This is a genomic window from Stenotrophomonas sp. STK17_22 (assembly GCF_051983905.1).
Lineage (GTDB): Bacteria > Pseudomonadota > Gammaproteobacteria > Xanthomonadales > Xanthomonadaceae > Stenotrophomonas > Stenotrophomonas maltophilia_A.
Window position 1 is genome coordinate 1,708,945 of sequence record NZ_CP197010.1, and the last position, 17,868, is coordinate 1,726,812.

At 65.4% G+C, this 17,868-nt stretch carries 25 protein-coding genes, 3 tRNA genes and 1 riboswitch; of the genes, 15 read left to right on the forward strand and 13 right to left on the reverse strand.

What is annotated here, in order from left to right:
- Positions 1-341: 341 nt before the first annotated feature.
- Positions 342-689: a hypothetical protein gene (locus tag ACSYS9_RS07865; RefSeq protein ID WP_071228372.1), complete on the reverse strand. Its 348-nt coding sequence runs from the start codon at positions 687-689 to the stop codon at positions 342-344.
- A 190-nt stretch (positions 690-879) separates the two neighbouring features.
- Between ACSYS9_RS07865 and ACSYS9_RS07870 the strand changes: the two genes are divergently transcribed.
- From ACSYS9_RS07870 to ACSYS9_RS07885, 4 genes are read left to right on the forward strand one after another with little or no spacing between them, the layout of a single operon-like run.
- Complete coding sequence (locus tag ACSYS9_RS07870; protein WP_071228371.1) at positions 880-2,343, forward strand: efflux transporter outer membrane subunit; 1,464 nt, start codon at positions 880-882, stop codon at positions 2,341-2,343.
- Positions 2,340-3,479, forward strand: coding sequence for an ABC transporter permease (locus ACSYS9_RS07875; RefSeq protein ID WP_071228370.1), 1,140 nt, complete (start codon positions 2,340-2,342; stop codon positions 3,477-3,479). Before ACSYS9_RS07870 ends, ACSYS9_RS07875 begins: the two co-directional genes overlap by 4 nt.
- A gap of 10 nt (positions 3,480-3,489) precedes the next feature.
- Positions 3,490-4,218 carry an ABC transporter ATP-binding protein gene (locus ACSYS9_RS07880; protein ID WP_032128913.1) on the forward strand — a complete coding sequence of 243 codons (729 nt, stop codon included), beginning with the start codon at positions 3,490-3,492 and terminating at the stop codon, positions 4,216-4,218.
- A complete protein-coding gene (locus tag ACSYS9_RS07885) occupies positions 4,215-5,129 on the forward strand; it encodes an HlyD family secretion protein (RefSeq protein WP_071228369.1) in 915 nt (304 codons plus the stop codon). The genes ACSYS9_RS07880 and ACSYS9_RS07885 overlap by 4 nt, the downstream gene beginning before the upstream one ends.
- A gap of 9 nt (positions 5,130-5,138) precedes the next feature.
- Here ACSYS9_RS07885 and ACSYS9_RS07890 read toward each other — a convergent pair whose 3' ends face one another.
- The 3 genes from ACSYS9_RS07890 to ACSYS9_RS07900 form a co-directional block, all read right to left on the reverse strand.
- Positions 5,139-5,579, reverse strand: a complete 441-nt coding sequence (locus tag ACSYS9_RS07890; RefSeq protein WP_256200966.1) for a hypothetical protein — start codon at positions 5,577-5,579, stop codon at positions 5,139-5,141.
- 107 nt (positions 5,580-5,686) lie between these two features.
- Positions 5,687-6,130: a hypothetical protein gene (locus tag ACSYS9_RS07895; RefSeq protein ID WP_071228368.1), complete on the reverse strand. Its 444-nt coding sequence runs from the start codon at positions 6,128-6,130 to the stop codon at positions 5,687-5,689.
- Positions 6,123-6,524: a hypothetical protein gene (locus tag ACSYS9_RS07900; RefSeq protein ID WP_071228367.1), complete on the reverse strand. Its 402-nt coding sequence runs from the start codon at positions 6,522-6,524 to the stop codon at positions 6,123-6,125. Before ACSYS9_RS07900 ends, ACSYS9_RS07895 begins: the two co-directional genes overlap by 8 nt.
- 130 nt (positions 6,525-6,654) lie before the next feature.
- On the opposite strand from ACSYS9_RS07900, the gene ACSYS9_RS07905 reads away from it, so the two are divergent.
- From ACSYS9_RS07905 to ACSYS9_RS07915, 3 genes are all read left to right on the forward strand, one after another.
- Positions 6,655-6,730 (forward strand) — tRNA-Gly (locus ACSYS9_RS07905).
- 142 nt (positions 6,731-6,872) lie between these two features.
- Positions 6,873-6,948, forward strand: a tRNA-Gly gene (locus ACSYS9_RS07910).
- A gap of 66 nt (positions 6,949-7,014) precedes the next feature.
- Positions 7,015-7,088, forward strand: a tRNA-Cys gene (locus ACSYS9_RS07915).
- A gap of 77 nt (positions 7,089-7,165) precedes the next feature.
- Here the strand turns inward: ACSYS9_RS07915 and ACSYS9_RS07920 are convergent.
- Positions 7,166-7,570 (reverse strand): NUDIX hydrolase, encoded by a 405-nt coding sequence (locus tag ACSYS9_RS07920; RefSeq protein ID WP_032128919.1) that lies wholly within the window; start codon positions 7,568-7,570, stop codon positions 7,166-7,168.
- A gap of 107 nt (positions 7,571-7,677) precedes the next feature.
- Between ACSYS9_RS07920 and ACSYS9_RS07925 the strand changes: the two genes are divergently transcribed.
- Entirely contained in the window at positions 7,678-8,199 is a 522-nt protein-coding gene (locus ACSYS9_RS07925; RefSeq protein WP_071228366.1) for a GNAT family N-acetyltransferase, read from the forward strand.
- A gap of 10 nt (positions 8,200-8,209) precedes the next feature.
- On the opposite strand, the gene ACSYS9_RS07930 is transcribed toward ACSYS9_RS07925, so the two are convergent.
- Positions 8,210-8,851 carry a flavin reductase family protein gene (locus tag ACSYS9_RS07930; RefSeq protein WP_071228365.1) on the reverse strand — a complete coding sequence of 214 codons (642 nt, stop codon included), beginning with the start codon at positions 8,849-8,851 and terminating at the stop codon, positions 8,210-8,212.
- A 105-nt stretch (positions 8,852-8,956) separates the two neighbouring features.
- Here ACSYS9_RS07930 and ACSYS9_RS07935 point away from each other — a divergent pair, with 105 nt between their 5' ends.
- Both ACSYS9_RS07935 and ACSYS9_RS07940 read left to right on the forward strand, forming a co-directional pair.
- The gene (locus ACSYS9_RS07935; protein ID WP_049420989.1) at positions 8,957-9,661 is read left to right on the forward strand and encodes an ArsR/SmtB family transcription factor; all 705 of its coding nucleotides are present in this window, start codon (positions 8,957-8,959) and stop codon (positions 9,659-9,661) included.
- A 123-nt stretch (positions 9,662-9,784) separates the two neighbouring features.
- The gene (locus ACSYS9_RS07940) at positions 9,785-10,054 is read left to right on the forward strand and encodes a hypothetical protein (RefSeq protein WP_071228364.1); all 270 of its coding nucleotides are present in this window, start codon (positions 9,785-9,787) and stop codon (positions 10,052-10,054) included.
- A gap of 17 nt (positions 10,055-10,071) precedes the next feature.
- Here ACSYS9_RS07940 and ACSYS9_RS07945 read toward each other — a convergent pair whose 3' ends face one another.
- The 3 genes from ACSYS9_RS07945 to ACSYS9_RS07955 all read right to left on the reverse strand — a co-directional run bounded on the left by ACSYS9_RS07945 (position 10,072) and on the right by ACSYS9_RS07955 (position 12,319).
- Positions 10,072-10,836 (reverse strand): thioesterase family protein, encoded by a 765-nt coding sequence (locus ACSYS9_RS07945; protein ID WP_071228363.1) that lies wholly within the window; start codon positions 10,834-10,836, stop codon positions 10,072-10,074.
- A gap of 196 nt (positions 10,837-11,032) precedes the next feature.
- Positions 11,033-11,155, reverse strand: coding sequence for a hypothetical protein (locus tag ACSYS9_RS07950; RefSeq protein ID WP_256200965.1), 123 nt, complete (start codon positions 11,153-11,155; stop codon positions 11,033-11,035).
- Positions 11,156-11,242: 87 nt separating this feature from the next.
- Entirely contained in the window at positions 11,243-12,319 is a 1,077-nt protein-coding gene (locus ACSYS9_RS07955) for a hypothetical protein (protein ID WP_071228362.1), read from the reverse strand.
- A gap of 261 nt (positions 12,320-12,580) precedes the next feature.
- Here ACSYS9_RS07955 and ACSYS9_RS07960 point away from each other — a divergent pair, with 261 nt between their 5' ends.
- Complete coding sequence (locus tag ACSYS9_RS07960) at positions 12,581-13,093, forward strand: AAA family ATPase (protein WP_071228361.1); 513 nt, start codon at positions 12,581-12,583, stop codon at positions 13,091-13,093.
- Positions 13,094-13,189: 96 nt separating this feature from the next.
- Complete coding sequence (locus ACSYS9_RS07965; protein ID WP_071228360.1) at positions 13,190-14,023, forward strand: AraC family transcriptional regulator; 834 nt, start codon at positions 13,190-13,192, stop codon at positions 14,021-14,023.
- A gap of 3 nt (positions 14,024-14,026) precedes the next feature.
- Here ACSYS9_RS07965 and crcB read toward each other — a convergent pair whose 3' ends face one another.
- Both crcB and ACSYS9_RS07975 read right to left on the reverse strand, forming a co-directional pair.
- Positions 14,027-14,419: a fluoride efflux transporter CrcB gene (gene crcB / locus ACSYS9_RS07970; RefSeq protein WP_032128929.1), complete on the reverse strand. Its 393-nt coding sequence runs from the start codon at positions 14,417-14,419 to the stop codon at positions 14,027-14,029.
- Positions 14,420-14,501: 82 nt separating this feature from the next.
- A riboswitch (Fluoride riboswitch) is annotated at positions 14,502-14,565 on the reverse strand.
- 22 nt (positions 14,566-14,587) lie between these two features.
- Positions 14,588-14,989, reverse strand: coding sequence for a transcriptional regulator (locus tag ACSYS9_RS07975; RefSeq protein WP_010486043.1), 402 nt, complete (start codon positions 14,987-14,989; stop codon positions 14,588-14,590).
- Positions 14,990-15,100: 111 nt separating this feature from the next.
- Between ACSYS9_RS07975 and ACSYS9_RS07980 the strand changes: the two genes are divergently transcribed.
- Together ACSYS9_RS07980 and ACSYS9_RS07985 are read left to right on the forward strand one after the other, a co-directional pair.
- Positions 15,101-15,310: a hypothetical protein gene (locus ACSYS9_RS07980; RefSeq protein WP_032128930.1), complete on the forward strand. Its 210-nt coding sequence runs from the start codon at positions 15,101-15,103 to the stop codon at positions 15,308-15,310.
- A 353-nt stretch (positions 15,311-15,663) separates the two neighbouring features.
- Positions 15,664-15,900 carry a hypothetical protein gene (locus ACSYS9_RS07985; protein WP_032128931.1) on the forward strand — a complete coding sequence of 79 codons (237 nt, stop codon included), beginning with the start codon at positions 15,664-15,666 and terminating at the stop codon, positions 15,898-15,900.
- 1 nt (position 15,901) lies between these two features.
- On the opposite strand, the gene ACSYS9_RS07990 is transcribed toward ACSYS9_RS07985, so the two are convergent.
- Both ACSYS9_RS07990 and ACSYS9_RS07995 read right to left on the reverse strand, forming a co-directional pair.
- Entirely contained in the window at positions 15,902-16,951 is a 1,050-nt protein-coding gene (locus ACSYS9_RS07990) for a 4Fe-4S dicluster domain-containing protein (RefSeq protein ID WP_071228359.1), read from the reverse strand.
- Entirely contained in the window at positions 16,948-17,235 is a 288-nt protein-coding gene (locus ACSYS9_RS07995) for a hypothetical protein (protein WP_010486039.1), read from the reverse strand. The genes ACSYS9_RS07990 and ACSYS9_RS07995 overlap by 4 nt, the downstream gene beginning before the upstream one ends.
- A 179-nt stretch (positions 17,236-17,414) precedes the next feature.
- On the opposite strand from ACSYS9_RS07995, the gene ACSYS9_RS08000 reads away from it, so the two are divergent.
- Complete coding sequence (locus ACSYS9_RS08000; RefSeq protein ID WP_032128934.1) at positions 17,415-17,855, forward strand: group III truncated hemoglobin; 441 nt, start codon at positions 17,415-17,417, stop codon at positions 17,853-17,855.
- Positions 17,856-17,868: the final 13 nt, after the last annotated feature.

The window sequence follows — 17,868 nt, forward strand, 5'->3', positions numbered from 1 at the left end:
TCTCAACGTTCGATGCTGATGCCATTCCTGACGCAAGGAGACCTGAGTGTCGAGCGGCGTTGCAGGGGCGGGCCTCTGGTAGCCGTGTATTCTGCGTCGGTTGTCAGGGGATGAAATGGCAGTCCTTGGACGCTGATGGAAGTTGTTGGATGAGTTTTGTTGCCGAGGGCGAAGAACAAGGCTATAATTCAGGCCTTCGCTGCTCACGGCGGCGAAGAATGTGATTGGGAAACAAGGATTTAGCGCCCTAGTGCCTGTCTCGTTTCCCGCTCCAGATTCAAGAAGAACGCTCCCGCAAGGGGGCGTTTTTCGTTTGTCACACCGGTTGCACCACCGCCGCGCTAGCGTGCCTTGCCGGGCAGGGCGCTGCACCAGGTCCGGGCATCCTGCCGGTGGAAACCGGGGCAGCGGTTGTCCTGCGGGATGTAGACGTAGGGAGCGTCATCTTCGTAGGTGAAGTGGTAGTAGTAGGTCCGGTCCTTCCCGTACAACCAGTAGTTCGACGAGCCCTGGTTGATGGCATACGGCTCGAACGTGAAGATCGAGGATTCGGCGGGAATGAAGTTGCTGCGCTCCATCAGTAGCAGCGTGGCGTTCGAGACCAGTGGGGTGGTCAGGACGAGCACGATCACACCGACAGTCGCTGTCGTGATCGAGCCAATCAGCAGCCAGCAGCGGGGACGTTTCACGGTCGGGCAGCATCGAAGCAAGACAATGCCGCAATGTGCAATACGCTGTGAAAGTCGTCCAGTGTTCCGTGCCGGGAACGCATTGAAAGCGTAGTGAAAGACTGGGTCGGCGTTGCCTGAACCGCACGCGTGCTGTGACCTTTTTCGGACGATTTCTCCATGTTCGCTCCACAATCGCACGGTAGCCTTCATGCTCCTTCTACACGTTGGCGGGCTGGTGGTCAGGCGTATCACTTCAGTGGCGGTGCCCAAGGCCGGGCACGGACTCTCCCTGCATGCAGTGCTGCGCCCTGGTGCGTTGTTGGCAAGCCTGGCCCTGGCCGGTTGCATGTCGGTGCCTGTTCCGGACCTGCCTGACCGCACGCCCAGCACCTGGACCCAGGTGCCGCAGGGCCAGGGCGTGGCAGTGGATGCCAGACAGTGGTGGAAAGTGCTGTCCGACCCGGCACTGGATGGCCTGGTCGACCAGGCCATCGCCGGCAATCTGGACCTGCAGCAGGCTACGCTGCGCCTGCAGGCCGTTCGGATCGTCGCCGGCACTTCCGACTCGCGTTTCCTGCCGGAAATCTCGGCCAGCGCCAAGCAGGTGCAGGACGCCGCCGCCGTCGATACCTACTTCCATGCCGGCATCGAAGCGATCTGGGACCTGGGCCTGTTCGGTGCCGCCGAGAGCGCGCAGCTGAGCGCGCAGGCTTCGGCCGGCAATGCCGAGGCGCTGCGCAATGCCGCGCAGGTGGCGGTGATTGCCGACGTGGTGCGCAGCTATCTGGACCTGACCGTTGCACAGGCCCAGCAGGACCTGCTGGCCCGCCAGCAATCGGTGGATGACCGCGGCGAGCACCTGGCCCTGGTCCGCCAGCGCCTGCGCCTGGATGAGCCTGGCGAACTTGATCGCCTGCGTGCACGCCAGGCCGCCACCCACGCCGCCATCGCACAAGCCCGGGAAAACGCCGACAACGCCGCACGTGCGCTGGCTTTGTTGCTGGGCCGTGATGGCCCGGATCCGGCTTGGCGCGCCTATCGCTCGCCGCCGAAGCTGGGCACGTTCTCGCTGCAGCAGGTACCGGCCGATCTGCTGCGCCACCGCCCGCAGATTCTGCTGGCCGAATCTGAAGTGATGCAGGCCGCGGCGAGCAAGGGCTCCGCACGTGCCGCGATGTATCCGCGGGTCAGTCTTGGTGGCTCGATCCTGTACGCCTACAACCTCACCCAGAACGCGCGCTCCAATTCCGACTCCAGTCCCTCGATCGGCCCATACATCGATATCCCGCTGTGGGATTGGGGCCAGCGTCGTGCGCGCTTCAATGCCGATGAAAAGCAGCTGGATGCTGCACTGCTCGGTTACCGCAAGGCGGTACTGGAAGGCGTGAGCGAAGTGGAGGGCGCGCTGGGCAGCCTGGCGCGCCAGGACAGCAGCATCCAGTCGCTGCGTGCGGCCAATGATGCCGCCGGCCAGCAGCTCAAGCGCCAGGCACGGCAGGTGCAGCTGGGTTTGTCCAGCGAGTTCGATGGACTGGACACGCAGCGTGCCGCACTGGCTTCGCAGGCTGATCTGATCGGTGCGCAGGGCGCACGCGTGCTCGCTTTTGCTTCGCTGTACCGCGCGCTTGGCGGTGCACCGCTGCCGGCTGAGGGTGAGGGCGAACAGCAATGATCGCGCTGGCCCGCAAGACCCTGGCCTATGAGTGGCGCCGGTTCCTGCCGGTAGTGCTGGCGATGTGCTTCGCTGGCGTGCTGCTGATCGTGCAGGCGGCGCTGGTGCTGGGTATCTTCGGTACCGCCGCGATCTACGTGAAGGCATCGTCGGCTGATATCTGGGCCGGTTTCCCCGGCACCCAGAGCGTGAACTACGGCCATGCAATCAGTGCGGATGTGGAAAGCCACCTGCGCATGGACCCGGATGTCACCCGCGTCGAACCCTACGAATGGGTCGATGGCGAATGGCGTTCCAGCGCGCAGGGTACCGGTAACGTGTCTGTGTATCTGTCCGGCATCTCCACCCAAGGCGACGCGATGATGTTCGCGCGCATCCTGCCCGCCGACCTGCGCGTGCAGCTGCGCGAACCCGGTGCGGTGATCGTCGATAGCGCCGATCTGGATACGCTGGGCGTGGACCTGCAGAACAACCGTGCGTGGATCAATGGCAAGGCAGTGCGCGTGGTCGCGGCACAACCGGGCCTGCGTGGCCTTGGTGGCGTCAACGTGCTGGCCTCGCTGGATACCGCGCGCGCCATCGCGGGTACCGATCCGCACGAGGGCAGTACCTATTTCGTGGCGGGCCTGCGTTCGCCGGACCTGGCCGACCGTGTGCGCGACCGCCTGGCCACGTCGATGGGGCAGGCCACGCCGGTCGAGTTCTGGACCGCACCGGAGTTCGCCAGCCGCTCGCAGCAATACTGGCTGTTCGATACCGGTGCCGGCATCGCAGTGTTGTTCATGGCCGTCATCGTCTGCTTCGTCGGCGCGGTGATCACCAACCAGTCGTTTGCTTCGGTGGTGGCCGGTTCGGTGCGCGAGTACGCCACGCTCAATGCACTCGGTGCCGGGCGCTATGCGCTGGCGCGGGTGGTGTTCGAGCAGGCGCTGCTGATCGGCGGCGTGGGCATGTTGCTGGCGGCGGCGTTCAGCACCGTGGTGTTGTTGATCGCACAGACCCAGCGCGTGCCGGTGCAGCTGACACCGATGGTGATCATCGGTTGCGTTGCACTGGTCGCGGTGATGGCCATGCTGTCGAGCATCATGGCGGTACGCAGTGTCGTCCGCTCCGATCCATCGTTGCTGTTGCGTTGAGGACCGGCCGATGACTTCCATACGCGCCGTCGCCCCGACCCTGCAGGCCGACGCACTTGAAAAGGGTTTCATGTCCGGCGATGTACAGGTGCCGGTGCTGCGTGGCCTGTCGCTGGACATCTATCCCGGTGAACTGACCCTGGTATCGGGCCCATCCGGTTGCGGCAAGAGCACGCTGCTGTCGTTGCTGTCTGGGTTGTCTGCGCCCGATGGCGGCCGCGTGCACGCGCTCGGGCAGGATGTGGGCCACATGACGCGCAGTGAAGTGGAGCGCTTCCGCCTGCACCATGTCGGCTTCGTGTTCCAGGGCTTCAATCTGTTCCCGGCACTGACCGCACTGGAACAGGTGCAGCTGCCGCTGGGCTATCGCGGCATGAGCAATCGCGAAAGCGAACCGCTGGCCCGCAAGGCATTGGACGAGGTGGGCCTCAGCCACCGCAGCCACATGCGACCGGCGCAGCTGTCCGGTGGTGAGAAGCAGCGCGTGGCCGTTGCGCGCGCCTTCGCCAAGTCGCCGACGCTGATCTTCGCCGACGAACCCACCAGCGCGCTGGACGCCGAGAACGGCCAGCGCGTGATCGACATCCTGCATCGCTACGCACGTGCGCACGGCGCCACCGTGTTGTGCGTGAGCCACGATCCGCGCCTGATCCGGCATGCCGATCGGGTGATCGCCATGGAAGACGGCATGGTCCGTGATGACCGCCGCCAGAACGAAACTGTAGAGTCCGCCCCATGACCAAGACGTTGCACCTGCTTCCCTTCAGCCTGGTACTGTCCGCGGCGGCGCTGCTCGGCGCCTGTTCCAAGGACGCGCCTGCCCAAGCACCTGCAGGTAAAGCCGGCACTGCCACCGCCGGAAAGGTCGCGGTGGCGCGCGGCATCATCGACGTCGAGGGTGGCCTGATCGCGCTGGCGCCGCCAGTGGATGGCTCGATCACCGCCGCGCCGGTGAAGGAGGGTGCCACGGTGAAGAAGGGACAGCTGCTGCTGTCGCTGGATGGCGCCCTGCTGCAGCAGGAAGTGGCGATGGCCACCGCCGATCTGGCCCTGGCCAACGACCGCCTGAAGGGCAGCCAGGCGCAGCTGCGCGAACTGGAGCGCAATGCGACTCGCCTGTCCACCGGCGCCAGCGAAGGCGTGTCGTCCAACCAGCAGGCCGATGCAGCCAAGCAGCAACTGGCCGGTGTGCGCGCCGATGTCGACGTGGCCGGTGCGCAGGTCGACATGGCCCAGCACAAGTTGGAGCACGCGAAACTGAAACTGCAGCAGATGTCGCTGAGCGCGCCGGAAGCCGGCACCGTGGTCGGCCAGGTGCCGGGCCTCGGCGCCTTCGTGCAGGCTGGCAAGCCGGCGATCTCGCTGCTGCCGGCACGCCCGCTGCAGGTGCGTGCAGAACTGAGCGCCGCCTATGCCGATGCCGTGCAAGTGGGCATGAAGGCCACCGTCGTGCCGGACAGCGATGGCGCTGAAAACACCGGCTCACTGCCACCCGCGCGCGTGGTGCGCATCAGTCCGGTGTTCGCGCAGGCACGCTTGCCCGAAGACGCGGGGCGTGGCGTGGCCAAGGTGGTGGAGTGTGTGCTGGAGTTCGACGGCGAGGCCAAGGCGCGCTTCGGCCAGCATGTGCGGGTGGAGTTCCGGAAGTAGGCGCTGGCCTCAGTTCCCGAGCCAGCGTCGCAGGCGAGGCCAGAGCGAGGCCGGCACAACCACGAGCAGTGCCAGCAGCAGGATGGCGCTCATGCCGAGCAGCCAGTTCGAATGGACGTCGCTCACGGGGGATTGATGCATGGCAGCCAAGCCCCATAGGACGTTCCACCCCAGCCATGGAATGAGGCTGATCAGGATCCGCAGCCACAGGCGGCGGAACCGCCATGGCTGCACAGCCAGGCCCAGCGCTGTCATTTCCACGAGGACGATCAGCGCGAACGTGATCACCGAGCCGATGGGATAGGGCAGTGTCCCGGACTCGGTGTGACGCAGTTGCCAGTAGTCTGGCTTGAAGCCGGCATGGATGAGTGCGGCAACCAGCAGCAGCCAGATGAGTGATGCCAGGAGCCAGAAGGAAGGGGGAGCACGGAATGCGATGGGCAGGGGCACGATGCAGGCGTTCGTCGCTGGCGGATCCTCAACCTTCCTGCATCGGCCTGCCGCAATCCATGCAAGAGATCCGAAAATGAAGCGGTGAAGCCCTCGGATCCAGCGCCTTAAGGAACCGCAGTCGGGGTCTTCTTCCTGCCGGAAATGCGTCCCAGGACGCTGGCCAGCGACACCACGCACAGCGTCAGCAGCAGTCCCACGTCCAGCAGCAGCAACCACAGCAGGTGCATGCCGTGCACCGGTGGCTGGTGCATGGCCGACAGCATCCACGGTACTGACCACGCCAGCAGCAGAACGAAGGCAATCAACAGGCGCAGCCACAGTCGCTTCAGTTTCCATGGCCGCACGATCAAGGCGGCCACGACCAGTTCAACCGTGCCCAGCAACGCGAACACGATGACAGTGCTGGTCGGGTAGGGCAGCTCGGCGCCTTCCAGGCGGTGCAGCAACCAGTAGTCCGGGGTGAAGCCGGCATTGACCAGTGCGGCGATTAGCGCCAGCCAGGTCAGCGCGACCAGCAGCCAGAACAGGCGGATGTAACGTCTAGGCATCGGCGGTGTCCATGGTAGCGGGCAGGCGGCTGCGTGATGCATAGCACACCGATGTGGCGATCGCGGCCAGCGCCAGCAGGCCAGGCCCGACAGTGAAGTACAGCAGGCGCAGCGGGTGGTTGTGCATCAGCGTCCAGGTCGCGAACGTCAGCGGAACCGCCAGCACCAACAGCTTGGCGAACAGCGGCCGCAGCACCGCAATCAGTGGCTGGGCGCCGAGGAACATATGGAACAGATAGAACTGGGCGATGCCAAGGCTGATGTCGCGATGGGAGGTGAAGCCGAAATGGTCGCGATACCAGTTCATTCCCAGTGGAATCAGTGCCCAGTACAGCAGGGCCACCAGCAGATGCAGCAGCAGGGCGATCAACAGGGGCTTGCCGCGAAGGAACATGGGCGCACGGGGTTGGGCGGGGCAGCGTACCCCAGTGCGGACGCCCATGACCGCATCGTGTGAAGACTGTTGACGGCGTGAAGGAATTTGGACACAATAGCGCTCCTTCGACGCAGGTCGAACGGAATCTGCGGGAATAGCTCAGTTGGTAGAGCGCAACCTTGCCAAGGTTGAGGTCGCGAGTTCGAGTCTCGTTTCCCGCTCCAGATTCTACAGGGCCCCGGTAGGGGCCTTGTTTTTCTCCCGCCACGGCAAGGCGGGGCACGTTGGGCCACAAGGCTTTACGCGCAGTCAGAAAAGTGAAATCGCTGGTGTGTGTTCCGGATTTCCGGTACCATGGCGGCTTATGCGGGAATAGCTCAGTTGGTAGAGCGCAACCTTGCCAAGGTTGAGGTCGCGAGTTCGAGTCTCGTTTCCCGCTCCATGTTCCGACAGGCCCCATCATGGGGTTTTGTCTTGTCAGGGCTCCGTTCCTGGCGCGCAGTACGTTGGCCTCATGGCAGAGTGGCTATGCACCGGATTGCAAATCCGTTTACAGCGGTTCGATTCCGCTTGAGGCCTCCAATTGAAAAGCCCTGACTCCGGTCAGGGCTTTTTTGTTTGTCTGGATGCCAGCTAACCTGCGTCCGGATCGATATCCGCTACAGCCTGGCCAGCGCCTGCACCGTGGCCTGGGTCAGTGGCTGGGGCAGCGCATCCAGCGCGAACCAGCCCAGCCCTGTCTGCACACCCGGCTCCTGGATGGAGGCCTCGGCACCGGCAGGTGCCCGAGCCTCGAAGATCGGCGCAACCCAGTGCTGCGCAAGTGTCGGCTCGAAATGATCGGCCACGCACAGCAGGCGCAGCAGCGTCACTTCCAACGCCGTCTCCTCGCGAGTTTCGCGGACCACGGCAGCCTCCACCGTTTCCATCCAGTCGACTTTGCCGCCGGGCAGGCCCCAGTGCCCGCGCTCCGGATCGCGTCCGCGCTGGATCAGCAGGATGCGGCCGTCGGCATCACGGACGACGGCGCCGCATCCAACGCGGGGAATCTGAAGTTCAGTCATGGCAGAGAATGAAGAAGGAGCCGTCTTCATTCTTGCATGCACGCCGTATCAGGCGAACCCGCGCTAGGCTGGGCACCTGTGCATCAGCAACCTCACAGGTGTGTCGCATGCTTCTCCGGCAACTCGGCGCTGACGACGCCGATATTCTCTGGCAAGCACGGTTGCAGGCCCTTCGCGAGTCGTCTGCGGCGTTCCTGTCCACGCTGGCCGAGGCGCAGAATGACTCGGCGGACGTGATGCGCGCCCAGCTTGCCGATCCCGGCACGCGCTACTTCGGCACGTTCGTGGACGGCATGCTGGTGGGTTTCCTGCGCTATGTGCGTCCGGTGCGGTTGGCGCGGTGGCATACGGCGGAGATCCACAGTGTCCATGTTGGCGCAGCCCATCGTGGACACGGCATCGCCCGTCAACTGTTCCTTGCCGCGTTCGCGGCTGCGCGCGCGGAAGGCATCGAATCGCTCACTCTCACGGTGCTGGCGGACAACGCCGCCGCGCGCGCGCTGTATGAATCGCTGGCTTTCACCGAATCCGGCGTCGAGCCGCGCGCGGTGAAGCGCGACGGCCGCTATGTGGACATGGTGTCGTACTGGATTTCAGTGACCAGCCACCCACCATCGCCGGCACCTTGAATCACCCGCTCTACGCCGGGTCGTGGACCGGCGTCTGCGCGCGGAAGTTGCGCCCGACTGGTTCACCCACGCTCAGGTAGTGGCGGAACATATAGATCAACGGTTTCCAGTGGGCGACATCGATGTGCTGGGTGCCAACCACGGTGATCGCTTCGTGCGCATGCACGCAACGGATCCGTCCTTCGACGATCACGAAGCCCTGGCTGTCATCCTCGGCGGGCGGGTGCATCGCCATCACGCTGACTTCCACCTGCAGCGGGCACTCGGCAATCGCCTCTGGTGCGACGTGCGTCGAGGCGACGGCACTGAAGCCCCCCAGCGCGAACTTGTCACGCACATGCACGTAGCCCATCGTCTGTTTGGCAGTGGGCACCGGGTCGCAACCTGTCGCGCGCGCGATGGCCTCGACCTGTGCGGCCTGCGCGGAGGATGGGAAGTTCAGTACGCACTCGTTGCGCAGCTGCAGGTTGCGATAGCCCTGACCCTGCACGCCGAGGCCCAGCACTACCCGGTTGCCCAGGGCCCAGAACGAAGACAACGGACTGATGTTGCTGCTGCCGTCGTCGTTCAGCGTGGTCATCAGCAACACAGGCGTGCCCGGGTACAGGACCGAAGGGGTGATGCGGCGGCGGGGAATCGGAGCGGTTTTCACGGCAGGCCTTGCGCTATCGGGGTGGCCACTGTGCCTTGGCAGCGGGTGCCGACGCTTCGGCCTGCATCGAACTGTCGGCCTGCAACGGCGTGCCACAATGCGGGCATGGTCCACACCTCCGGTTCCCTTGTCAGCGTCGGTGCCCTGGTTGGCGACCAGGCGCGCGCATCCATGCTGCTGCAGTTGATGGATGGGCGTGCGTATACCGCGACGGAGCTGGCACGCGTGGCTGGGGTGACACCACAGACGGCGAGCACGCATCTGCGCAGGCTGGTCGAGGGCGACCTGCTGGTCGCTGTCGCGCAGGGGCGCCATCGCTATCACCGGCTGGCCTCGCACGAAGTCGCCGACATGCTGGAGGGCATCCTGCGCGTTGCGGACCGCACGCCGTCCTGCACCGCTGAGGCATCACGCAGCATGCCGGCGTTGCGCCAGGCGCGTTCCTGCTACCGGCATCTGGCCGGTGTGCATGCGGTGGCGATCACCGACCGCTTGTTGCAGGCAGGGCACCTGGTCCCGCACCAGGCGCATTGGCGGGTGAGTGTGGAGGGCGCAGCGTTCCTGCAGGAGCTCGGCCAGCCGCTGGCTGAGCTGCTGCGGCTTCCCGTGACGGTCAAGCCTGCGCGCTACTGCCGAGGATGCCTGGACTGCACCGAGCGGCGCCCGCATCTGGCCGGGCTGGTCGGCGAGGCGATGCTGGACAGCTTCGTGAAGAACGATTGGCTTCGGCGGGTTGAGGGTCGACGCGAACTGCGCCTGACGCAGCCGGGGCGCGAAGCGCTGTGGACGCGGTTCGGCCTGGCGACATAAGGGCCCCTCCAGTCTCATTCGCCCACGACATGGAAAGGCGCTATGGTCGAGTTCCAAGTCTTAGGGAGCTGCAATGGCGAGCAAGGACATGAACGATCGCGGCACGCTGGCGGTATGCCGGCAATGAGCAGATCTTCTGTGGAAGTACGCTGGCTGACGTTCCGCCTGATGAACGGCCAGTCGATCGGACCGGATCGGCTGAAGGATGGATGGGTGATTGCTTCGGAGACCCGCCACTGTGGCGTGCGGCGTGAAGCCATCGAAGGCGCGGGCGTGGTCTACGCGCTGTATGCACCGGCCAACCTGGCCTCACCGCGGCGCGCGGAGATGCGCATGCGCGAATTCCTGATGAGCTCCGGCTACACCTTCACCATGGGTACGCTGGGCGGCTGACGCCGCCCTTTTGGGGATTACGGGCGTACGGTCAGTGCCTGGCCGAGCATGCCGATCGGACCGCGCGCATCGTGCAGCACGGTGCTGGTCAAGCCGAGACCCTGGTGGCCAAACGACACCGACGTGTCGAAGCCCAGCCACTCGCCTTCGGGCATGCCGAACAGGTGCGCGGTCAGATCGAGGTTGGGGAAGGCGACCTCCTTCGGATCGGCGCGCACGGCCATGCCATTGGACAGATCGAACAGGGTGGCGGCACGGGCCAGCGGACTGACCGGCTCGCCGTCCAGCAGCGCGTGCTTCGCGCGCGTCCAGTAGGTGGCACGGCCGGGCCCCTGATCGTGTCGGCGGATCTCCACGCTCTTGATGAAACCACCTGGCCAGACCGTACCTGGGTCCCACGCGGGCATTGATTCCGGCGGAGCAATGCCGGTGATCGGCGTGCCGGCGATGGCCTGCGTATCGTTCGGGCGCATCAGCCATGCACGCACGCGCAGCGCCGGGCGATCGTCATGGCGCAGCGTGGCTTCGACCAGTTCGATGGTGCGACCACCGCGCAGCACCTGTACGTCGGCCTCCATCGCTTCGATCGGAATGGTGCCGAGGATGTCGTAGGACAGGCGCGCGATCAGAAAACCGTGCCCACGCGCTGCGGCGTCACGTTCCAGGTGGTGCGCCAGCAGCCCGATCGCAGGTGCGATGTGTTGTTCGCGGATGTTCCAGGCGCCGCCCGTGTGTTCGGTCGGCAGGTAGCGGGTGTCGCTCAGTCGTTCGAAGAAGGCCATCGTATGCGTTGTGTCAGCAGGGAGGGGAGGCGGCAGATGCTGCGCGGGTCCCTGCATCGTAAGCGTTTGGCAGCGTGGCCGGCTGAGCCGGCTCCCGCAGGAGCCGGCCGGATGCCGGTCAGGAGGACTGGCAATCCATTTCGCGGCACATCTTGTACTGGGCCAGGCATTCTGCGGGTGTCTTGGCCAGTGGGCCTCAAGTTGCGCGCAGACAATATTCGTACTGCTGGCTGCAGAATTCACAGGGGCCTGCGGCGAAGGCCAGCCCGGTCACGGCCATGCCAAGGAACATCACGGTCTTCAAGGTCGTCTTGATCATCACGTCAGTCCTTTGTGTGCCCGTCAATGGGCCCGGCCACCATAGCAGTCCTTATGGTGCGCCCTGATGCGCTGCGACACGTTGAGCTCAACGCTGGATTGCCTTCAAGGCGTCGACAACCTGTGCTTCAGAGAAGCCACAATGCCCTTCGCCCACCGGCGGCAGCACGCGCGGCAATGGTCGCGCGCCGGCCTGTGCGGCCATCTGCGGATACACCGCCTGCATGTGCGGCACGATGGTGGGATCGTTGTTGTTGAACTGGACCACCAGCGGTCGCTTCAACGCGCCGCTCAGTGCCAGCTTCGCGCGGACATCGGCCTGTGCCGCAGGCACGGGAGCGATGCGCTGCACGCCGGCATTGAACGCGGCGTCGTCACCGAATCCGCTGTACACCACACCAAGGTTGCCGGCCGGCATGCCGCCGCTGCGCGTGGCCAGTTCATGCAGGACCAGCGTGTGTAGGCTGATTGTCCCGGCCAGTGCATCCGGAGCGACCTGCAGTCGCTTGGCGAGCACGTCGGCATGCTGGGGATTCCGTTGCAGCGCGTCGGCGATGCCCTGATAGAGCACTCCCTGCGGCAGCACGGCCGCTTCATGCGAAGCCAGTCCGGTGGCCAGCAGGCCTGCAGCGTTGGGGAAAAAGTAATCGAAGGCGACCAGCGTGGTCAGCAGATCTGCGGCGATCTGTTCGCCACTGAGATTGGCACCGCACAGCGAGACGCCGCCCGTGTAGTGCTGCGGGTAGCGCTCGAGGCTGGCGAGTGTCACCGCGCCGCCCATCGAGAATCCGAGCAGCCAGGTGTGGCGCACGCGCTTGAGTTCGCCCAGCGCGTGCTGGCGCAGGCGCTCCATGTCGGTGATCGCATCGGCCACTGCCCAGCCCTGGCTGGCGTAGGCACTCTGCGCGACGGCGTAGCCTGCGGACAGCAGCGTTGCGGTGCTGTCATTGGCGGTCATCGGCGTAGTGCGTGGCACGCCCACCGGCTCGTAGCCGTGCGCCAGCATCACCAGGTCGCCGTTCCAGTCAGCCGGCACGTCCAGCCGCCAGGGTGCGCCCTGCAGCTCGCCGCTGAGCATGCGTGGTGCCGTGGGGGGCGCAGCCAGCAGCGATGCCGCAGGCAGCAGAAGGCCGAGGGCGAGGGCGCATCGAAGCAAGGGTCGCATCGTGGTCATTCCATGCGGGAATCGCGCCGAGCATAGATCCCCGCAAAACCTTGCGCGCGCTGCACTGCCGCAGGGGATTGCCCGCCGGCCAGGCTGCGCTCTACGCTGGCGGCATGGTCCTGCACAGCACCGCGTCGATTATCCGCATTCCCCACGGGAAGGCGGGATAGCGCGCGGTCGCCACGGCCATGCAACCCGCCCGGGAAGGCGGGTTGCATGCGGCGCTCTCCCGGGTACTGGAATCCATCAAGGAGAACGCAGATGCATCACCTTTCATCGACCGACAATGCGCCGACCCTGCACCTGGTGTGCGGCAAGATCGGTGCCGGCAAATCCACCCTGTCGCAGCAGCTGGCGGCGCAGCCACGTCACGTGCTGATCAGCGAGGACGCCTGGCTGGCCGCGCTGTATCCCGACCAGATCCATTCCGTTGCCGATTACCTGCAGCGCGCGGCCGCGCTGCGCGGAGCGCTGACGCGGCATGTATGCGCGATCCTGCAGGCCGGCGTTTCGGTCGTGCTCGACGTTCCGTTCAATACGCCGGCCGCCCGTGCATGGGGCCGCGAACTGTTCGAGTCGGCCGGTGTTGCCCACCAGCTGCATTTTCTCGATGTTGCCGACGCCATCTGCAAGGCGCGGCTGCATGCCCGCAACGCGCGCGGCGAGCACCCGTTCCAGGCCAGCGACGAAGCCTTCGAGCAGATCACCCGTCACTTCGTGGCACCTGCGCAGGAAGAGGGCTTCATGGTGATCCGTCATTCACAGGAGGCTTGAGGGCGCAGAGAGTGCGGCGTTCAGTCGACCATTTCGGTGGCGATTCCGATACGATCTGTCGCATTGAGCTCGTCTCGCTTGACCCGGAGTCCCGTCATGGTCGACCGTCTCGCCATACTGCTTGAACGTTTTGCGGTGACCGCCTCGGTATTCCATGCCGGTGCGCTGTGCGGCATCAACACGCTGGAGGGCGAAGACGAGGCGGGTCAGCTGCACCTGGTGCGGCGCGGGCCGGTGCAGGTCAGCCACGGGCAGCAGACCGTGCAGGTCGAAGTGCCGAGCCTGCTGCTGTATCCGCGGCCGATGCCGCATCGCTTCAGCACCGACCCGCAGCAGGGCGCCGACATGGCCTGCGCCAACCTGCATTTCGAGGGCGGCCGGCTCAATCCGATCAGCGCCGCGCTGCCTGATTTCATCTGCCTGCCGCTGGCCGATCTGTATGGCGGCAACGCGGCGCTGGAACTGCTGTTCGAAGAAGCGTTCGAGCAGCGTTGCGGGCGGGCGGCGATGGTCAACCGGCTGTTCGAGGTGGTGATGATCCAGGTGCTGCGTCAGCTGATGGAAGGCGGCGAGATGCGTGGCGGCCTGTTCGCCGGGCTGGGTCATCCGCGGCTGCGGTTGGCGCTGGTGGCGATGCATGAAGCGCCGGCGCAGGCGTGGACGCTGGAAGACCTGGCCGAAGTGGCCGGCATGTCACGCAGCGTGTTCGCCGCCAGCTTCCGCGAGGCGATGGGCACCACGCCGGGCCAGTACCTGCAGGGCTGGCGGGTGGGGCTGGCGCAGCAGGCACTGCGCCAAGGCAGACCGCTGAAGCGGATTGCCGACGATGTGGGGTACGGCAGCGAAGCGGCGCTGTCGCGCGCGTTCAAGGCGCACACCGGGCAGTCGCCGCGGGAATGGCGGGGACAGACCCGTGCCAGTGCGGCCTGAGCGTCAGCCGAGCACCAGCCGGGCCAGCTTCATCCCACCGAACAGACCGGCCAGGCCCAGCGCCACCGAGCCACCGGCATACAGTGCCGCCAACCCATGCTGGCCACGCTGCAGCAGCAGGCCGATCTCCAGCGCATAGGTGGAAAACGTGGTGTAGCCGCCAAGGATGCCGGTGGCCAGCAGCAGGCGCAGCTGCGGCGAGGCGCCATTGCGCATCGCGAAGACCTCGACCACCACGCCCATCAGCAGGGCGCCGCTGACGTTGATCAGGAAGGTCGACCAGGGCCAGGGACTGCCGACGGCCACCCGCGCGCCGATCAGGTTGCAGGCATGGCGCAGGCAGGCACCGATGCCGCCTCCGACGAAGACCAGGAAATAATTGTTCAGTGTTTGCATGGCGTGCCTCGAATGCGGGTTCGCAGGGTCAATGGCGAACGCCGAGGGCAGGCACGACCTGCCGTCGACGAACACCGGGTTCGTCCTGGCAGGAGCCATCAGCCTTCTCAGGCGGTTATCGGGGGAGCCCCATCCCCATCGCGGTCCATGCTACCAGCGGCGGTGCATTCACGTCATCGAGGTCGTCAGCACGCGGGCGACCTTGCTGCGGCTGAAGCCATCCATCAGCAGTTCGAACGCGAGCAGATCCAACGCTGCATGGCGGCGATGGTCGATCTCCAGCCCGTTCTCGGCCACCAGGTGACTGACCAGCTCGTAGGCGTCCTGCCAGACATCCAGATGGGCCTGGCTGGGGATGTAGGCACTGCCAGGCTCACCGACGCCGAGCCCGCTGACCCCGTACAGCAGCTCGCGTGCGTCCAGCTTGGCCGCATCGGCGATGCGGAACAGCTGTTCGGCTTTCACGTGCGAGGCGCTCACGTGGTCGTTGAGCCAGTTGCTGATGGTTGCTGTCGTTGATTTGGCGGCGCGTGCCAGATCGGCCGGGCGTGGGTGCCCGGCTTTCTTCATGGCTGCCGCGAGTCGTTGGCCGAGAGTATTCATCTATGCAAGCCAGCTTAACGCGTGGATTGCGAAGAAGCCTTGTCGCAAGAATCAGTCTGGTTAACAGAAGGACCGACCGTGACCGAATTCTGGAGCAAGCGGCAGGTGCGCACCCGGCTGGGATTCCAGACCGATGCCGAACTGGCCCGCTTCTTTGGCATCAGCCGTTCCGCAGTGTCGCAATGGCCGAAGGATTTCCCGATTCCGGCCCTGCGGCAGTACATCCTGCATCAGCGCTATCCGAACCTGTTCCCCACGACAGAAGCGTCGGCGGGCGAATCCATCTGACTTGCGCCACCTTTTGTCGCATTTAGCACGCTAAGCGCAATTTGCTAAGTATGCTTAGCAAAATAGGCAAGATCGATCGATCTGAGGGTCACAATCGGCGCGATCTACTGGAGTCATCGGTCCATGGTTCCCGCGGCCTGTCGGCTTCACCCCATCCGGGGGCCCCGGGGTCCCGTATGTAGTTTCGTGAACGATTAATAATTTCAATCGCGAAAGTCGCCGCATGTAATTGACCTGTCGTGAAATCTATGACTAATTGGAGTCAACCAGGCGTGAAGCCTGGGAGTCTTTCAGTAGCACGCAAGTGAGTCGGTAGACCGTCAACAATGCAGAACAAGTCCAACGGAGGTCGTATGGAATACGGCATGCATGGCTTGGCTGAACGGGTACGCCGCGAACTGGAAGCCAGTTACCACAAACACGGATGCGGTCCGGCGTTCTGGGATACCTACCAGCAGGTGCTGGACCGTCTGGTCCCGCAGGGGACCGAGCGTACCGAAGTCACCAACGAAATGGCGCTGATCATCGAACAGCTGGGCATCGTCCGGCGTGCGCAGCTTGTGCCGCCGCACGCCAGCGGGTCGCGTTGATTCAGAGCAGGCGCCAGGCGCCGCAGGCAAGCAGCGCCAGCAACAAGAACAGCAGGGCCAACGTCCGGGGTCGCCACAGGCGCTTCGGTTGTCCGGCCATTGCCTGCGGACTGCAGTAGCGCACCAGCGCCGGACCGAAACCGGCCCGGTGCTGCTGTTGTGCGCAGGCCTCCAGGCAGGCACCGCAGGCCAGGCAATCGGCTTGCGGTCCCTGTCGGATGTCCAGTTGCATCGGGCAGGCAATGACGCAGGCCGCGCAATCGGTGCAATCACCCAGACGGTCGGCGCTGAAGGTCGGCATCGGTCCAGCCAGCAGCGGATGCGCGGCGCGGAATACGTAGTCCTGCGCAGTGGTCGGGTCGAGCAGGCCGCGGCCACGGCCCAGCACCCCGCCGAGCCCGGATGGACGTGGCCCGCGCGGCTCACCGCGACGGGCGTCGTACAGCATGCGCGGCGTATGCGGATCGGTCAGCAGTGGTTGCATGCGTGCGAACGGGCACAGCGAACGGCAGACCTGCTCGCGCAGGAAACCGGCGTTTCCCCAGGTGGCAGCGGCATAGAACAGTACCCAGAACGTTTCCCAGCCGCTCCAGCCAGCGTTTGGCGCGGCGGCCAGCAAGCCGGTGATCGGGCTGAACAGGCCGACGAAGGTAATGCCGGTCCACACTGACAGCAGTCCCCAGGCAAGCTGGGTGACCGGGCGTACAGCAGGTGCCGGCAGCATGCGGGCCGCGCTGCGGGCGATCCAGTCGAAGGCGCGCCGCCACAGCGTCTGCGGGCAGGCATGGCCGCACCAGATGCGTCCGGCGAGGTGGGTAAGCAGCGCCAGGCCGACGGCCAGTACCGCCAGCAGGCCGATCAGTACGCCGACGTCGCCGGGCCACAGGGTCCAGCCGAACAGGTCGAATCGCCGCGCGTTGATGTCCAGAAGCAGCGCCTGGCGGCCCTCCCAGCGCAGCCACGGCAGTGCGTAGAACAGCGCCAGCAGGGCGGCGCTGAGCGTGCCGCGCCAGTGCCAGGGACGGGGAGTCCGGGTACATGACGTGCTCATCCCAGCGGCAGCTCGTCGTCGTCATCGCTCGGCATGGGCCGCTGCAGGTACCAGGTGACCGCGCTGGACAGTGCCGTCACCGACCAGAACATGAAGAATCCCGCCGTGTAACCCAGTTCGCGGCTGATTGCGGTGCCCGGGAAACTGATGGCCTGCAGGCGCAATGGATCGACGAAGGCGAAGAACACCACGCTGGCCACGCCGGCGGCGATGAAGCTGGGCCAGAGGATTGCGCCCCACTGCTGGATCAGCCGCTGGCGGCGGTTGGGAGAAGGTCTGTTCATGCTGTCCCGGATCGAAAAGTGGGCGGCGCGTATACTTCGCCAGGGTCGGCGCCGCATCCGCAGGGCATGCTTCCTGCAAGCGTGCCAGCCTAGGCGCAGCGGACTGCGCCGACATTGATCTGGATCAACGGTGGTGATGGCCGGCTGCGGCACACTGCCGGCACGCTTTGGGTACCCCGATGAACGCAACACCGCCGCCTGTCCTCCCCGTCGCCTCGCCCGAGTTGTGCACCGAGCAGGAAGTGACCCGCCTGGTTCACGACTTCTATGCGCGCGTGCGCGAGGAAGAGCGGCTGGGGCCGGTGTTCGGCGCGCACGTCCACGATTGGCCCGAGCACCTGGCGCAGCTGGTCGACTTCTGGTCGGCGATGCTGCGCGGCACCCGCCGGTTCAAGGGCTCGCCGATGTCCAAGCACATGGCCATCGAGCTGGACAAGGACCTGTTCGACCGCTGGCTGGTGCTGTTCCGGATCACCACCGCCGAATGCAACAACCCGCCGATGCAGGAGCTGGCCAACGACGTGGCCGCGCGCATCGGTGACACCTTCTGGAAGCGCTACCAGATGCTGCGCTGGCCGCAGGTCGGCCTGCCGGTGCTGGGCATCCCTGCCAAGGATTGATCTGGGTCAAGGC

Excerpts from the sequence above, each read along its gene's own strand:
- ACSYS9_RS07940 (WP_071228364.1), top strand. The coding sequence starts at position 9,785 with ATGAGCAGATCTTCTGTGGAAGTACGCTGGCTGACGTTCCGCCTGATG.
- crcB (WP_032128929.1), bottom strand. The coding sequence starts at position 14,419 with ATGCAAACACTGAACAATTATTTCCTGGTCTTCGTCGGAGGCGGCATC.
- ACSYS9_RS07895 (WP_071228368.1), bottom strand. The coding sequence starts at position 6,130 with ATGCCTAGACGTTACATCCGCCTGTTCTGGCTGCTGGTCGCGCTGACC.
- ACSYS9_RS07990 (WP_071228359.1), bottom strand. The coding sequence starts at position 16,951 with ATGAGCACGTCATGTACCCGGACTCCCCGTCCCTGGCACTGGCGCGGC.
- ACSYS9_RS07985 (WP_032128931.1), top strand. The coding sequence starts at position 15,664 with ATGGAATACGGCATGCATGGCTTGGCTGAACGGGTACGCCGCGAACTG.
- ACSYS9_RS07900 (WP_071228367.1), bottom strand. The coding sequence starts at position 6,524 with ATGTTCCTTCGCGGCAAGCCCCTGTTGATCGCCCTGCTGCTGCATCTG.
- ACSYS9_RS07875 (WP_071228370.1), top strand. The coding sequence starts at position 2,340 with ATGATCGCGCTGGCCCGCAAGACCCTGGCCTATGAGTGGCGCCGGTTC.
- ACSYS9_RS07920 (WP_032128919.1), bottom strand. The coding sequence starts at position 7,570 with ATGACTGAACTTCAGATTCCCCGCGTTGGATGCGGCGCCGTCGTCCGT.
- ACSYS9_RS07870 (WP_071228371.1), top strand. The coding sequence starts at position 880 with ATGCTCCTTCTACACGTTGGCGGGCTGGTGGTCAGGCGTATCACTTCA.
- ACSYS9_RS07945 (WP_071228363.1), bottom strand. The coding sequence starts at position 10,836 with ATGGCCTTCTTCGAACGACTGAGCGACACCCGCTACCTGCCGACCGAA.
- ACSYS9_RS07935 (WP_049420989.1), top strand. The coding sequence starts at position 8,957 with ATGGTCCACACCTCCGGTTCCCTTGTCAGCGTCGGTGCCCTGGTTGGC.
- ACSYS9_RS07975 (WP_010486043.1), bottom strand. The coding sequence starts at position 14,989 with ATGAAGAAAGCCGGGCACCCACGCCCGGCCGATCTGGCACGCGCCGCC.
- ACSYS9_RS07955 (WP_071228362.1), bottom strand. The coding sequence starts at position 12,319 with ATGCGACCCTTGCTTCGATGCGCCCTCGCCCTCGGCCTTCTGCTGCCT.
- ACSYS9_RS07925 (WP_071228366.1), top strand. The coding sequence starts at position 7,678 with ATGCTTCTCCGGCAACTCGGCGCTGACGACGCCGATATTCTCTGGCAA.
- ACSYS9_RS07950 (WP_256200965.1), bottom strand. The coding sequence starts at position 11,155 with ATGATCAAGACGACCTTGAAGACCGTGATGTTCCTTGGCATGGCCGTG.
- ACSYS9_RS07880 (WP_032128913.1), top strand. The coding sequence starts at position 3,490 with ATGACTTCCATACGCGCCGTCGCCCCGACCCTGCAGGCCGACGCACTT.
- ACSYS9_RS07885 (WP_071228369.1), top strand. The coding sequence starts at position 4,215 with ATGACCAAGACGTTGCACCTGCTTCCCTTCAGCCTGGTACTGTCCGCG.
- ACSYS9_RS07995 (WP_010486039.1), bottom strand. The coding sequence starts at position 17,235 with ATGAACAGACCTTCTCCCAACCGCCGCCAGCGGCTGATCCAGCAGTGG.
- ACSYS9_RS07960 (WP_071228361.1), top strand. The coding sequence starts at position 12,581 with ATGCATCACCTTTCATCGACCGACAATGCGCCGACCCTGCACCTGGTG.
- ACSYS9_RS08000 (WP_032128934.1), top strand. The coding sequence starts at position 17,415 with ATGAACGCAACACCGCCGCCTGTCCTCCCCGTCGCCTCGCCCGAGTTG.
- ACSYS9_RS07965 (WP_071228360.1), top strand. The coding sequence starts at position 13,190 with ATGGTCGACCGTCTCGCCATACTGCTTGAACGTTTTGCGGTGACCGCC.